Genomic DNA, 14,749 nt, shown 5'->3' on the forward strand with positions numbered 1-14,749 from the left:
TTTTAGTTTCTCTTTCGTATTTATACTATATACGCCATTATGACGGATCATTATTTCGGGAATGAATTTGTTTCAATGCACTATTATAAATTTGGTTCGGGGGACCAAAATATGCTCTGCTTTCATGGCTACGGGATGCATGGTAAGCAGTTTAAGATTTTAGAAGAGAACTTTGGACATCAATACACTTTTTACGGATTCGATCTGTTTTTTCATAAAGAAACCAAATTAAAAAACCAGACTTTAGCTATTGTTAAGCAAGGAATATCCAAGAAAGAATTATCGGAATTATTTGTAGATTTTTGTGATAGTGTGGGAATAGATAAGTTTTCAATGATTGCTTATTCCATGGGGTCTCATTATGCTACAACTCTGGTCGAAGAAGTTCCCCACAAAATAAATGAGATAATAATTGCTGCACCAGCGAGTTTTAGACCGGGAAAGATAATCACATTTTTGAGTTTAAATACCATTGGAAACAGGCTATTGGAATATCTGGCCCTAAGTGATAAAGGGATGATCAGGTTACTTTCTGTTTTAAAGAAAATTTCTGTGGTGGATAAAACTTCTTATGAAATACTTTATAAGGAAATTAGTACGTTTGATTTACGCTTTGCTTTTTATGCATGTTTAAGTTATAAGCGGTTTCTTACACTGGACACTACTAAGTTTATTAATGCAATTAATGCTCATCAAATAAAAAGCTATTTTGTTTTTGGAGAAAGAGATCGAAACTATCCTCAGAAGATCGGTAAATCAATTATTCCAAAAATTTCTAACGCCCGGCAAGTTGTAATAAGCGAAAATCACGATATGATTAATCAAAAATTCGCTGAAATTTTATTAGAATTGTTGAATGATAATTAAAGCAAAGCCACTTCCTCCGTTTCTTGTTAAAGGAGCCTTCCTTTTTTTGAAATTAATTATCAAATTCCGCTTCAATAAATTGGTGATTAAGGATATCGAAATAAAGCCAGGCCATTCTTATTTATTAATGTGCAATCATTTTAGTTTTTGGGATGGTTTTTTGGCTACTTATCTATGCTTGAACACGATCTATAAGCACAATAAAATGAAGGGATTTTATTATATGTCTCTTAAGAAGCAAATGCAGAAAAATCCCTGGTTAAGATATTTTGGTGGTTTTTCCATAGCTCCGGGGACGCCATCTGTTAATAAAAGCCTGGAACACGCAGCAGAGCTTTTGAGTAAGCCAGGAAACGTACTCATTTTATTTCCGCAAGGCAAACTTGAATCTAATCACGTTAGAAAAATAGAAATGCAAGATGGAATAAGCTATCTTTTACCAAAAGTGGGATGTAAATGCCAACTTATTTGGACTTCAATGCTAGTGGAATTTTTCGAAAGCCTTAAACCATCTGTTTATTTCCATATGCTGGATTGTGGAGATAACAACGATTTCGATTTCGTAGCGGTACAAAGTAAAATAAATTCATTTCATGAAAGTTCTGTTTACAAACAGTTTCGATTTACAGAAGAAAACGCATAAATAACTATAATACCTAATCTGCTGTTTGCTATTGAAACTGTTTTATTTACTCTTTTAGTATCCTATCCGCTTCAAACCATCTTTCGCTTTATTTTCAATACTGGTTTCGTATTCGTGGTTTTTCATAGCAATAGCCTGTTTATAAAAAGAAGCGGCTTTGGCTCTGTCATTTCTTTTCTCGTAAATGTTGCCAATACTCAGTGCTGCGTTTGCCGCATAATAATATGAGGTTTGATGTCCAACATTGATTGCCTGCTGATAATTGGTAATGGCGTCGCTGTCTCTATTTGTTTCATCATACAGCCTTCCTAATCTGTAATAGAATTCTATTTTATCTCTTAGTAATTTAAAATCATCTTTGTCTTTATTGGCTAGTAAAGCGAGTGCTTTATTATAATATCCACCGTCAAAGAATAATCGGGCTTTTAATAATATAAGATCGGGTGGAGCATCATTTGCTTCTCTTAAAGCCTGCTTGTCTTTCTCATCATATAAATTTCCTTTGCTGCTTACATTTTTTATAAATGATTGGTATCGATTATTATCACCTCTTAAATAATAAAAGTAGGCTAGTTTTAGGTAGGCATCTTTTATATAATTGACGCCTTTGGTATGGTTTAAGAAGTTTGCTAAATATACATTGGCATTAGAATCCATTCTGTTTAGTTTGACATTCCCTAAAAGATAGTCTAGAGCAGGGAAGGGAATATAGTTATTTCCCTTAGGTCTATTTTGCAAATACATAATGGCTTTATCATTCTGTGCATTTTTTAACGAAATATAGCCTTGTAAATAACTCCTCAATAAGCTGGAATCCCCCAAAGATTCAGCATAGGTCATGATTTTGTTATAGTTAGATTTGTTATGAACCAATTCAACCTCGATATAACACAAGAAAAAAGCAACTTCATCCTTATAAAAACTGTAAGCTGTTTTAGGCAACGTGGTGGCTAAGTTTTCCAGGGTTTTTATACCATTATTTATATTCCCTTTAAAACCAAAAGTTGAGGTTATACCTCTTAAATTAGCAGGAATGGAACCAAATATCACGTCTATTAATCCTGAACTTTTTTTATTAGGGAGAAACGCCGGGAACTTATCTGCATTGTTACTCAACAATTTGTCTGCTTTTCTGATATCCATTGCTGAAGAAAAGTAATCTTGAAATCGGCTTTGGAGAAGACCCCATTGCAAATAAATCTCTGCTTGAGAGAACAAATAATAAGGAGAAGACTTATCTTGTTTCTCCAGCGTACTGATTCTATTGGATTTCAGTGCTTTTAAACGTTCATAATCGTTTTTATTCTCCGACGCCAATAAACTAAAATAATCGACATAATTTTCCAGAAGAATAGTTATACCGTTATTAGGGTTTTGAGTTTTCTCTTGCTGAATTAATGATTTGGCGTCTTGAAGGCGCAGGTCGAAAATTGCCTGATAGGCTTGTTTGCAATTATTATTAAAATCAAAATTGGCTCTCGAATGGAAACTGAAGAATAATAAAGTTAGGGCTAATAAGAAAAATTTTCTAGTCATTATTAATTATATATGGCAAACTCCAAAAAGCAAGATACCGTCCAATTCTAGTGCCATAAAAGTAAGAATTATACCAAATGATTACAAAATAGCTAAAGGTTCTAAACAACAAAAAGGGATATCCTTATTATTATCTTCGGATATCCCTTACTTTATGATATTTTGATGCTCTACATCTTAATTTCAGAAACATTTGTTCCGCATTTTAACATATTGTCTCCGTAATAGGGGTTACTAACCTGTTTTTCATTGGAAAGCCAAACACCTCCTGCATCATTATTTGCCATAGGGCAATTTTGAACATAAATTACTCCCGAACTTGGCTTGTTAGCAGTAAAATAATCTACTAGCTGGTTGCTTAATTTATCTAAATAACTTCTTCTTGTTTCCAGATCAGAAGCTTCCTTTATTAATTTGGCCTGATTGGCAATCTCCGCATTATTTACAGCATATAATGCGTTTTCAAGTTCTGCAGCGGCATTTTCTGCTTCGTTATCATTAGCGCTTACCAGTGAGTTTTTTAAATGGATGTAGTGGTGATATACATTTCCTATTTTTTCATCGGAAAATGAAGGAACATTTGCACCAGATTCAGCGTGTTCATGTCCTTCATGACTGTTGTCATGAACGTGGTTTTCCTGGTTTTGTCCAGAATTAGCTGTTTTATTGGAATTGTTGCAGGCAGCAAGACTCAGTGAAATTGCTACAAAAGATACTTTAAAAAGGTTTTTTAAATTCATGATGATTTGTTTGTTGTTTTATATTTTAAAATTTAATGACGTTGTAATATTATAGAACCAGATGTCCTTTTTTTAATTTATACTCGCTATAAAGTAAATAGGCACCGCTGTAAACTATCTGTTCTCCAGAATTTAAACCAGACTTTACGATTGCAAAGTTCTCGTTTTCTTTGTCAGTTTCAATTTTTCTTGGTTCATAAGTGTTTTTTTCGGTTTGAACCCAAACATGCTTTTGATTTTGATGTCTGACAATCGCATCTACAGGAATGCTTAAAACTTCATTTTCTGCTGCTTTATTGATAATGACCTTTGCAAGCATGCCTTCCTGAAAGTTTAAATCAGGGTTTTTAATAGAGGCTCTTATTGTTACAATTTGCTGAGCATCGTTATATTGTGGGTTAATGAAATCTACTTTGCTTGCAATTGCCTGATCTTCAAAGCCGGGGATAACTACCTGAATGGTTTGACCTGTTTTGATGTTTTTTAGTTCGTGAGGATAGACATCAGCTTCTACCCATAAGTTATTCGAATTCTCTATTCTGAACAAAGCCATTCCCGTATTTATATAGGATCCCTCTATCAAATTAATCTCCTTTACGATCCCCGAAATTGGTGCATACACAGTTAGAAGTGCATCTGTTTTTTTTCTGCTTTTTAATTGAGCAATTTGTGTTTCACTCCATCCGTATAATGCCAGTTTGTGTTTTGCTGCTTCAGTTAATTTCTTGTAAATACTTTCGTTCGGAAATTCGTCTTGTTGTTTTAAGTTTAGCAGGTAATCGGTCTGAAGTGCCAAAAGTTCCTCACTATAAATACTGTAAAGTTTTTGACCTTTTTGTACAGGCGATCCAATTTCTTTAACGTAAAGCCGGTCTACATGGCCATTATAACGAGCCGAAATAATTTCAATTCCATTGGCGTCGGTAACGATTTTTCCTTTAATTTCCATCTGATTTTGAAAGGTGCCGGAGCCAACCGTCATCGTTTTTATATTTGCCAATTTAATCTGACTATCGCTGAGCATCAAAACAGGGCTTTCTGTTTTTGTAACCGGAACAAGATCCATGTGACAGATAGGACAGGAACCCGGCTCATCGCGGATAATCTCGGGATGCATAGGACAAGTATATTTTATACCCTGCTTAGCTGCGGGCTGTTCTTTCTTTTGTTCTGAGCAAGAGAAGTTAAGTAGTGATAAGCCTGCAATAATTATCGAAAAATATATCCTGAATTTCATTGTGATATTTTTAGTTTGTTCTGATTGTTCCTTCAGAATCGATTAAATAAGCTGCATTTTCTGCAATTCTATCATTTTCTGTTATTCCTTGCGAAACACCAACCAGGTTGCCCGACGAATATCCATTAAGAATAACCTTATACGGTTGTAAAGATTTTCCTTTTTTTAGAAATACAATCGTTTCGCTGCCTTTGGCGTAAATGGATGTTTTAGGGATCCAAATCCCGTCTTTAGGCTCAGTTATAGATTTTCCCGTTATCAATTCGCCAATATGATGTGTTTTTTCTTTGATATCTACTCTAACAATAGCAAAGGCGGCCTCATCTTTGAAGTAAGGAATATAACTTGATATACGGTATGCTTTCCCACCTATCCAGATTTTTTTTGTTTCTTTTATCTCTTTAAGATATTCCGGATTGATATAAAATTCTGCCCAGTAATCGCTGTTGTCATAAACAGAAAAGACAGTTTCACCGGCATTTACATACATGCCTTCTCGAATTTGCAATGGATTATTATTTGCAACGGGAGAAGAGCCAGAACTCGTATTTCCATTTTCCATTCCCATTACATCACCGGGTTCTGACTCATCGGGTTTAGCTACAGATGAAGAAAAATCTGCAATATAACCGCTCCTTTTACTGTAAACAGGAAAACGATACATCACTTTTCCGGTTTTGATGAGCGAATTAATCTGAGCATCATTGGCGCCAAGTAGTTTAAGCTTGCTTTTTGCCCTGTTTAATAATTCCTGATCCTGATTTTTTACGAGATAAAGAACTTCCTGTTGTGCATTAACCAGATCAGGACTGTAGATTTCAAAAATCAACTGTCCCGAATTAATTTTCTGGAAGTTATATTTTATATACATTTTTTCAATCCGACCACTTACGAAAGAAGCTATAGCACTTTTTTTATTAGGATTAAAAGTTATTTTTCCATTCAAAGTTATCGTATCAGACAGCACCAGCTTTCGCGGATAAACTGTCTTTACATCAGAAAATATTACCTCATTTACGTTATTTAATAAAGGTTCAACTTCTTCTGAAACTTCTGCGTTGGCACCGGAATGGACAGGAACCAAATCCATGGAGCATATTGGACAGGTTCCCGGTTCGTCTTTTATTATTTCAGGATGCATTGGGCAAGTATATTTGCTTTCTCCCGATGAAGTGCTTTTATTGCGATTACATGCTGTTATCAAAATAAAAAAACTAAACATAAAGACCAATAGACTATTATTTTTCAATGCTTTTTTCATATTCGATAATCATTTTGTACAAAGTCCCCAATTGACTAACATAATCCTGCTGGGCTTTATTGAGTGTTTCCCATGCATCAATAACCATTGGTAATTCTTCTTTATTTTCCTGATAATTCAGTAACAAAACATCCAGATTTTTCTGCATAGCCGGAACTACTTTATTTTTGAAAGTATTTGCCCGGTTCTCCATCGCCAGAATATTTCTTTCCATACTTTTTATCATTCCAAGCATATTGACAAGCATAGCCTGTTTTTCTTGTTGCATTGCGGTAACCTCCAGCTTATTGGCTTTTAAATTCGCTTTATATTTTTTAGCAGACCATGGCGCAATAGGAATACTTAACATCGCCATAGCCGAATATTGCCGAGGCATCATCGCCGAAAATGAAGACATATGGTCGAATTTTAATTTGATCTCGGGGTTTGCCTCTTTTTTTATCATCTCGGCATCCAATTTCATGCTCCCGATTTCGTTATCCATCATTTTAATTTCACTAATATTATGGTTAAGATAAGTGGAGTCAAGATTAGCAACGGGGGTGAATTGCAGTTCCGTAGATTCATCTATCTCGAAATTTAATTGTGGATTCCTGTTCATCAATACATTTAAATTGATTTTAGCAATGTCAACACTACTCTCAATTTCGTTCAACATAGATTCCATCTCGAATATCCTGCCTTCCGCTTTGTAAATCTGACTTAAATTTCCTTTGTTGTACTGATATCTGATCTCACCCAATTTTTTCATGGTTTTCATGATCTCGATATTCTTCTCCAGATAAGCCAGCTTTTTTCGGTTAATGATGATATCAAAGTAGTTCTGTTTGGCAAGATTCTTCAATTCGTTCATGGTCATACCTTTTTGAGCTTCTGTAATTGAAGAAAGTGAAGCCAAATACTTCTCTGTAGCTTTATTCATACCTATCATTGGAATAGACTGTTCTACAGAAAGCATCCATGCGCCTTTATCGTTATCAGACATGATTTCCTGTCCGGGATATGGAGTCATAAAAGTTCCTGCACCAATCATAGGGGCCATCCATGATCTTGCACTTTCTGTTTTCGCTTTCTGGCTACCGATTTTCTGATCGTAAGATTTCAGTTGTAAGTTTTCTTTCGAAATCTCCGCTATAATTTGTTCAAGACTTAACTTCTCCTGTGCAAAAACAGGGAAGGAGTACAAGCCGAGTAATATTATTATACTACACAGAATATTATGTGAAATCTTTTTCATGCCGGTATTATTATTAATGTTTAACATCTAGCACCTCCATTTTTCCGAATTTTTTCAATTCATATTCTTTAGTCATTAAAAAGATTAATGGTGTTACCAGTAAAATATGTGTAGAGGAAGTTAATACACCACCAATCATAGGGAGTACAATGGGTAACATTACATCACTTCCCACTCCGGTAGACCACAGAACAGGCGTTAATCCGAATAGCGAAACACAGACTGTCATGATCTTTGGCCTTAATCTTTTAGCGGCACCGTGAATAACATATTCTTTAATTTCCTCAGGACTAATAGTTTCTGCGCTATTTCCTTTTTTTGCTACCAATTGTTGCATAGCATCGTTTAAATAAATTACCATAACAACGCCGGTTTCTACCGCAATTCCAAATAATGCAATAAAACCAACAGCAACGGCTACAGATAAATTTATTCCGTAAAAATAGACAAGGACAGCACCACCTATTAAGGCAAAGGGGATGGTTATAAGACTTAGGAATGCTTCTCTTATAGATTTAAAAGCGAAATATAAGGATAGAAATATAATAACAAGAACTATCGGAGCAATCATCATTAATGTTCTTTGTCCGCTGATTAGTTGTTCATATTGTCCGCTCCATTCCAGAAAATAACCGTTTGGAAGCTTAAGTTCTGCGTTGATTTTATCTATTGCATCCTGAACAGTGGTACCAATGTCTCTGTCGCGAACATTGAACATCACAGCTCCACGGAGAATAGCATTGTCCGACGTAATCATTGGAGGACCATCTACAAAATTGATATCAGCTACGCTTTCAAGTGGAATAATTCCAGCGTCGTTTGTATTTAATGGAATTCTTTTTAATCTGTCAATGCTGTTTCTATAATCTTCAGCTAATCTCACCTGAATGCCGAAACGTTGCCTGCCTTCAGTAGTATTGGAAATAACGGCCCCACCCAGAGCAGTTTCAATAGTCATATTTACATCGTCTACGCTAAGACCGTAACGTGAAAGCTGGTCTCTTTTGATATCAATTTCCAGATAACTTCCTCCCGTAACAGGTTCTACGTACAGGTCTTTCACACCGTCAATGCTTTTTAATACTTGTTGGGCTCTTTCGGATACCAATTGGATGCTATCCAGACGTTGGCCATAAACCTTTATTCCTACGTCCGTTCTAATTCCTGTTGCCAACATGTTTATTCTGTTGATAATAGGTTGCGTCCACCCGTTTACAACACCCGGGATCTGCAGCTTGCTATCCAGCTCTTCAATGATCTTCTTCTTGGTCATTCCTTCACGCCATTCGCTCTTAGGTTTTAGCATAATAATGGTTTCTATCATGCTAAGTGGCGAATTATCTGTTGCGGTATTAGCTCGCCCTGCTTTCCCCAAAACCTGCTCTACTTCTGGAACCGATTTGATGATCTTATCCTGAACTTGTAAAATCCTTTTGATTTCTGAGTTTGAAACATCAGGTAAAGTTACTGGCATGAAGAGAATAGATTGTTCATCTAAAGGTGGTATAAACTCTTTTCCTAAACTAAAAAGCATTGGAATGCTGACTACCAGAGCAAGAATATTTATACCAATTGTTGTTTTTCTGTATTTCATGCAGGCTCTGATGACAGGTTCGTAAACTTTTTCCAGAAACCTGTTTATAGGGTTGGACTGTTCTGGTTTAAACTTTCCTTTCATGAAGAAAGAAATTAAAACAGGAGCCAGGGTTACAACCAAAATCGCATCAATAGTCATGATGAACGTTTTGGTATAAGCCAGTGGGTGAAATAGCTTTCCTTCCTGACCTTCCAAAAGGAAAATAGGAAGAAAGGACGTAATGATAATTACGGTTGAATAAAAGACACCCCTGGAAACCTGTTTGCAGGACTTTTCTATAATAGATAATCGTTCCTTATTATCCAGTTCTACATAATCCTTTTCTCTTTTAGAGAATATATTTTTAATACGTTGCCACATTTTCTTAGTTCATTAGTAGCCTCACCCCCAGCCCCTCTCCGAAGGTGAGGGGAGCTAGGTAGTATTGCTATGTACCTTTTTTCTTCATTTTAATGTTACTGCTCCTAAATAGTCATTGAACATAGTACATATGTACTTTAGTCCTTAGACTTTAGTCCTTCATTCAATTGCTTTTGCCTTTCAGAAAGATGCTTATAAGCATTTTCTGTCATAATAATGCCGTTGTCCACAATAACGCCAATTGCTAAAGCTATTCCTGTTAGCGACATGATATTCGAGCTGATATCAAAATAGTTGAGCAAAATAAAGCTGGCAGCAATAGTAATAGGGATCTGAATAATGATGCTCATGGCACTTCGCCAATGCATTAAAAAGAGAAACACGATTATACAAACCACAATAATTTCTTCAATTAAGGTATTCCTTATTGAAGCGATAGATTCTTCTATAAGTCCGCTGCGGTCGTAGACAATATTGAAAGAGACTCCTTCAGGTAAACCCTTAGAAACTTCTTCCATCTTTTGTTTAACATTTTTAATAACCTCATCTGCATTTTCGCCATATCGCATCACGATAATACCGCCTACAGTTTCTCCCTCGCCATTTAAATCAAAAATACCCAGTCTGTTTTCGCTAGACATTTGAACTTTCGCAATGTCACTTACTTTTATTGGAATGGAGTTTTTTGTCTTTACGGAAATATTGTTCAGTTCGTCTATGTTTTTGACATATCCGTTAGTTTTTATAATATATCCTACATCATTTAATTCAAATTTTCTACCACCGGCTTCATTATTATTGCTTCTTACAGCTTTAATAACTTCATCTATAGTAATGTTATAATAAGAAAGTTTATTCGGGTCTACGCTAAGCTCGTAAGATTTGACAAAACCACCGAATGAAGCAACTTCGCTGACTCCGGGAACATTTTGCAACCCAAATTTGACGTACCAATCCTGAATAGCCCTTTGCTCACCTAAATCCATTCCTTTTGCATTTAGGGTGTACCAAAGAACATGACCAACGCCTGTTCCATCAGGCCCAAGAGTAGGAGATACACCTTCAGGAAGGCTTTTTCCAATACTTGCTAATCTCTCCAAAACACGAGAACGAGCCCAGTAGGTATCTACATCATCTTCAAAAATGACGTAAATAAAGCTCATTCCAAACATAGAATTCGCCCTAACATATTTTACTTTAGGAATTCCCTGTAAGTTAGTAACCAATGGATAAGTGACCTGATCTTCGATAATCTGAGGACTTCTGCCCATCCACTCTGTAAATACTATGACCTGATTTTCTGAAAGATCAGGAATTGCATCTATCTTATTTTTCTTTACTGCATAAATCCCGGCAGCAAATAAAAAGCATGCAGTAAGTAGAACTAAATACCGGTTTCTCAGCGAAAAACCTATTAGGTTCTCAATCATCTTTTAATGATATAAGTTTAAACAAGAAATAATTTGATAAGACAGAGATATAATCTCTAATTGACATTCTCTAGCCGAAATTGTTAGACCAGAAAAGGGGAGAGGTGTAATGCTAATTACGGAATTGGCCTAAAAGGATATATAAACCTTCTTTGAGCATGGGAAAGAGAGAGACTTCTGGTTTCTCGTCATCCTCAGAATCTTCAGTGTTAAAATTAAGGAAACTTAAAACGTAGCTTTTTAAGAATACTAAGGATTGGGCAAAAGAGCTTTCCTTTTTTGAGCTGGGATTATCTACTTTTACCGGATTTTTAGTAGCTACTTTAGATTCTTTACAACAAGATTTACCTGATTTCCCGTCACAATGTTTCTGGCCGTTTTTATTACACTCTTTGTGATTTTCTTTCTTTTCTCCAGATTTTTTTTGACAACACGATTCTGTCTGTTGTAAACTAACTGTCTTTAATTCGTTTGCACAAAAATGAAGATTAAGCGTCATGCCAGTAGATGCGATAAAGATCATCGCAATCATGAATAGTGACAATATTTTGTGGCTTAATTTCATCGGTAACAAACTTATAATAAATTAATGAAATTTAAAAGTACAGAATGAATGTAACAGTTAATTTACTTTTATCTAAGAGCCTGTTTAAATTTCATTGAAATATTTATTACAGCTAGAGATTGCTTCGTTCCCGAACCAAGTTCGGGACAGGCTATACCTTCTCGTAATAAACGAAAATAGGGGCATCACTGCGAGGTACGAAGCAGTCTCTATACCATCTGTACTTCCAATTATACATTTTTAAACAGGCTTTTACAATATCAATAAATACTGATTAAGTTCCGGAAGTTTGATGTCTTCTCTAACTTTCGGAAACGTTATTCTATGCTATTTTACCTGATATCTGTAAACTCCGCGACCTATATTTCCATCCATATCTATTCCTTCAACAACAACTTTATAGGTACCTTTTCCATCACCGTTAAAGTATTCCAGAGCAGTTTTTCCATCTTTGTCCGTATTGATTATTGGATTCCAGAAAATTGTAGTTCTTAAATCTTCTGGTTGGGTTGCAGCTCTGGGGCCAGTATATTTTGGAGCATAGAATTGTCTTTCCACAGAATAACCTTTAGGTTTATAAGTTAATATATTAGCAGGGGGGAATAATTCCTTTAATTGATCTTTAGAAATAGGAGTTTTTTTGATTTCTTTTAAGTTTATTACCAAAACACCCTGTGTATTTGTCCTTCTATTAATGCCGCTTAAACCATCGTTGTTAAAAACTTCAATAGATTCAACACCATTGGCATCTATGCTTGCAAGATAATTTACGTCTACAGGCATGTCATTAACATAAATTTCTACAGGGACTCTGCTTCCTTGATTGTATGTTCTGGTTAAATAAAGCATGTTATCTATGTAGGTAATTCCGGATCCAGATAGACAATTCAACAAATTTGCACAACCTTGTAGCTGTTCGCTTGGAGTCACTCTGTCTGCCATCATATTTAAACCAGATAAGGCAGAATGGTCTAAATGGCTGGGCTTACGTTCTGCACTCGCTTTTACTACAACCTCTTTCAGCATAAAGGCGTTACTATATTGTTGCTTTGCATTTTTTAAGTAGGTATTTAAAGTGCTGTCGAGATTTAGAATTTCATCGGGTTTATTAATGTTTGAATAAATAGCAGGGTAGGGCTCTCCATCTAGCATAATTCTAATGTCTTTTGCAGAATTTACATTATTTCTCGCGTTGATTATCACATCCGAGGAGTCTTTGAAAACAACATTAGGGAATTTAAACTTACCTTCTTTGTCTGTAGTTGCCGGAGCCGTGAAATGTCGGTCGGGGATCTGCAATAAAAGTCTAGCCCCAGGCCAGGTCATACCGTTTGCTCTGCGTATGGTTCCTGTAATGTCTATGCCTTGTTCGGGAAGGTATGTTATTTTTGGAACTTTGCCTTCTATAGCGTCCTTGTACAAAAACTTTCTATAACCTTGTGTTAGCATCAATAGATCCAGATCGCTTTCTTTTTTAATATCTGTTTTGTTAAAATAATAGTTTGGTTTTTCTATATATCCGGCTAAATCCGAGCTCAATAACAAATTGCTTAAGATAGTTGTTTCGGTGTCTTCGTTAGAAGGAACCTTGGTTTCATCTATAACAGATATCGAATAATTTCCTTCCTTTGCAGCCTCGCCATTTTTTGCAAGAATATTAAGTTTTACTTTCTGCCTCCCACCATAGGTCGACAGATCAGAATTGATTTTTATATCTAACAAGTCATTCCTTTTAATAAACGTTAATCTTTCACTAATAGGAGAGCCGTTAGAAGCTAACAAACTAATTTGTAAAATACCAGAAGGAAATTTGTTTTTAGGGATTTCTGCATTAAAACTTTGTCCCCGCAAGATACTTTGAGCAGCGTAGTATACAATTCCGGCATTTTGAGCTATAATATAAAATCCCTTATTCAAATTGGCTTTAAAGTAGTTGTCATTGGCATTGACTCTTAGGACCACGTTTTCCTGATTTTGTGAGACAGAAACATTCATGCCCGTGTTTTTTACCGGAGGAAGATCGAAATTCTTTGAAGAACCATCTTTAAATGTAACGTTCGCTTTGTATGCATTGCCAGGTTCTGGAGTAAAAGAAATTAGTCCCATTCCCAGGTGCTGTGAGTCGCCTGAAACAATGCTTTTTCCATTTTTATCTACAATAGAAACCTTTGCATCAATACCCAATCCATCCGATCTGATCGCTTTAAAGGCAACTTTCGACGGAATTCCGGCAATTAAATCTCCGCCTTCCGGAAAGAATTGAATATCATGTTCTAAAATTGCGGTTTTCAACGGAAAGGTTGCTGTTAAAGGTTTTATATTCCCTGTTTCCAGCGAGGTGTTTAATTGCCCGCGATTAATATCTACCTTCGAAGGGGCAGTAAAGGAAATGTCTAAATAACCATTTCCATCAGTAGTTCCCTTTCCTTTTGCCACTCTTTCATAATCTGCAATTACCTCCCAGCTTACCTTTTTATTCATTAAAGGAATTCCCTTTTCATCCTTATATAATATCTTCGTGTTTACTTTAGCGCCTTTTTCACTTCTGCTGCCATCAAAAGTAATATGGGTATTAAGTTCTTTATTAATACCGTCTCCAATGATTATATTTTTAGTGAAAAAATAGGTCGGATCGAAATTCAGCATCCATTTGGTGTAGGCCCTTAACTGATAGGTACCCTGTGCGAATTTAGGGCTATAGAGCACAATATTTCCGGAAGAAACAGCATTTGTAACCGGAATTTTTAAACTCTCTACCAATGAATCTTTTGCAGAAATTACATCTACATATAGAATTTTGCTTAGAGGGGAGGGAGACCTTTGCTCTAAGGTGACGTAAGCTTTAAACCAAATGGTATCGCCAATAGCGTAATAAGGTTTATCGAAGTGAAGATGTACCTTTTCTGAAGGATAATCATGAAAAAGCTTACCTTTTTTTTCTAAGATAGTATTTAATGAAATACTGTCCGTTTGTGCATATATATAGTTGGACGATACAAGTATAGTAAACAATAGGAACTTAATATATTTCATCTGCTTATTAAATTAAATATCTGTTCAAATTCCTGCATGTTGGCATGCAGAGCCGGTATATAAACATTGTTAGTGTATTTATTAGAACATTTAAGTTTTTTAACTAATAAAAGCCCGAATGTTTATTGAACTGATAAATATATTTAAAATATAGAGTTGGCGTAGCATTTTAACAAAAATTTACAAAAGGAAATGAAGTTGAAAAGTATATTCTCGTTTTAAATTTTAGGTATTATACTTTTC

11 protein-coding genes are annotated in these 14,749 nt (G+C 35.4%); 2 read left to right on the top strand and 9 right to left on the bottom strand.

Translation table 11 applies throughout. From position 1 onward, the window contains the following. Positions 1-39 precede the first annotated feature (39 nt). The gene (locus PEDSA_RS03355) at positions 40-867 is read left to right on the top strand and encodes an alpha/beta fold hydrolase (RefSeq protein WP_013631746.1); all 828 of its coding nucleotides are present in this window, start codon (positions 40-42) and stop codon (positions 865-867) included. Continuing rightward, a complete protein-coding gene (locus tag PEDSA_RS03360) occupies positions 857-1,510 on the top strand; it encodes a 1-acyl-sn-glycerol-3-phosphate acyltransferase (protein ID WP_013631747.1) in 654 nt (217 codons plus the stop codon). The genes PEDSA_RS03355 and PEDSA_RS03360 overlap by 11 nt, the downstream gene beginning before the upstream one ends. Positions 1,511-1,564: 54 nt before the next feature. Here the strand turns inward: PEDSA_RS03360 and PEDSA_RS03365 are convergent, their stop codons facing one another. The 9 genes from PEDSA_RS03365 to PEDSA_RS03405 form a co-directional block, all read right to left on the bottom strand. Continuing rightward, positions 1,565-3,046, bottom strand: a complete 1,482-nt coding sequence (locus PEDSA_RS03365) for a tetratricopeptide repeat protein (RefSeq protein ID WP_013631748.1) — start codon at positions 3,044-3,046, stop codon at positions 1,565-1,567. Between the two features lie 170 nt (positions 3,047-3,216). Continuing rightward, on the bottom strand, positions 3,217-3,786 hold the full coding sequence (locus PEDSA_RS03370) for a DUF3347 domain-containing protein (protein WP_013631749.1): 570 nt from the start codon (positions 3,784-3,786) through the stop codon (positions 3,217-3,219). A gap of 49 nt (positions 3,787-3,835) precedes the next feature. After that, entirely contained in the window at positions 3,836-5,023 is a 1,188-nt protein-coding gene (locus PEDSA_RS03375; RefSeq protein ID WP_013631750.1) for an efflux RND transporter periplasmic adaptor subunit, read from the bottom strand. Positions 5,024-5,033: 10 nt separating this feature from the next. Next, positions 5,034-6,284 carry an HlyD family efflux transporter periplasmic adaptor subunit gene (locus PEDSA_RS03380; RefSeq protein WP_013631751.1) on the bottom strand — a complete coding sequence of 417 codons (1,251 nt, stop codon included), beginning with the start codon at positions 6,282-6,284 and terminating at the stop codon, positions 5,034-5,036. Beyond that, positions 6,262-7,521, bottom strand: a complete 1,260-nt coding sequence (locus PEDSA_RS03385; RefSeq protein WP_041537246.1) for a TolC family protein — start codon at positions 7,519-7,521, stop codon at positions 6,262-6,264. The genes PEDSA_RS03380 and PEDSA_RS03385 overlap by 23 nt, the downstream gene beginning before the upstream one ends. Positions 7,522-7,534: 13 nt before the next feature. Next, positions 7,535-9,478, bottom strand: coding sequence for an efflux RND transporter permease subunit (locus tag PEDSA_RS03390; protein ID WP_013631753.1), 1,944 nt, complete (start codon positions 9,476-9,478; stop codon positions 7,535-7,537). A gap of 137 nt (positions 9,479-9,615) precedes the next feature. Next, complete coding sequence (locus tag PEDSA_RS03395) at positions 9,616-10,908, bottom strand: efflux RND transporter permease subunit (RefSeq protein WP_013631754.1); 1,293 nt, start codon at positions 10,906-10,908, stop codon at positions 9,616-9,618. Between the two features lie 112 nt (positions 10,909-11,020). Next, on the bottom strand, positions 11,021-11,473 hold the full coding sequence (locus PEDSA_RS03400) for an HYC_CC_PP family protein (protein WP_013631755.1): 453 nt from the start codon (positions 11,471-11,473) through the stop codon (positions 11,021-11,023). 327 nt (positions 11,474-11,800) lie between these two features. Next, positions 11,801-14,506 carry a carboxypeptidase-like regulatory domain-containing protein gene (locus PEDSA_RS03405; RefSeq protein WP_013631756.1) on the bottom strand — a complete coding sequence of 902 codons (2,706 nt, stop codon included), beginning with the start codon at positions 14,504-14,506 and terminating at the stop codon, positions 11,801-11,803. Positions 14,507-14,749 lie beyond the last annotated feature (243 nt).

The organism is Pseudopedobacter saltans DSM 12145, assembly GCF_000190735.1.
GTDB classification, from domain to species: domain Bacteria; phylum Bacteroidota; class Bacteroidia; order Sphingobacteriales; family Sphingobacteriaceae; genus Pseudopedobacter; species Pseudopedobacter saltans.

Bases quoted from the DNA above. Each gene is read 5' to 3' on its own strand.
- PEDSA_RS03395 (WP_013631754.1), bottom strand. From the start codon at position 10,908: ATGATTGAGAACCTAATAGGTTTTTCGCTGAGAAACCGGTATTTAGTT.
- PEDSA_RS03355 (WP_013631746.1), top strand. From the start codon at position 40: ATGACGGATCATTATTTCGGGAATGAATTTGTTTCAATGCACTATTAT.
- PEDSA_RS03390 (WP_013631753.1), bottom strand. From the start codon at position 9,478: ATGTGGCAACGTATTAAAAATATATTCTCTAAAAGAGAAAAGGATTAT.
- PEDSA_RS03400 (WP_013631755.1), bottom strand. From the start codon at position 11,473: ATGAAATTAAGCCACAAAATATTGTCACTATTCATGATTGCGATGATC.
- PEDSA_RS03365 (WP_013631748.1), bottom strand. From the start codon at position 3,046: ATGACTAGAAAATTTTTCTTATTAGCCCTAACTTTATTATTCTTCAGT.
- PEDSA_RS03370 (WP_013631749.1), bottom strand. From the start codon at position 3,786: ATGAATTTAAAAAACCTTTTTAAAGTATCTTTTGTAGCAATTTCACTG.
- PEDSA_RS03380 (WP_013631751.1), bottom strand. From the start codon at position 6,284: ATGAAAAAAGCATTGAAAAATAATAGTCTATTGGTCTTTATGTTTAGT.
- PEDSA_RS03385 (WP_041537246.1), bottom strand. From the start codon at position 7,521: ATGAAAAAGATTTCACATAATATTCTGTGTAGTATAATAATATTACTC.
- PEDSA_RS03405 (WP_013631756.1), bottom strand. From the start codon at position 14,506: ATGAAATATATTAAGTTCCTATTGTTTACTATACTTGTATCGTCCAAC.
- PEDSA_RS03360 (WP_013631747.1), top strand. From the start codon at position 857: ATGATAATTAAAGCAAAGCCACTTCCTCCGTTTCTTGTTAAAGGAGCC.
- PEDSA_RS03375 (WP_013631750.1), bottom strand. From the start codon at position 5,023: ATGAAATTCAGGATATATTTTTCGATAATTATTGCAGGCTTATCACTA.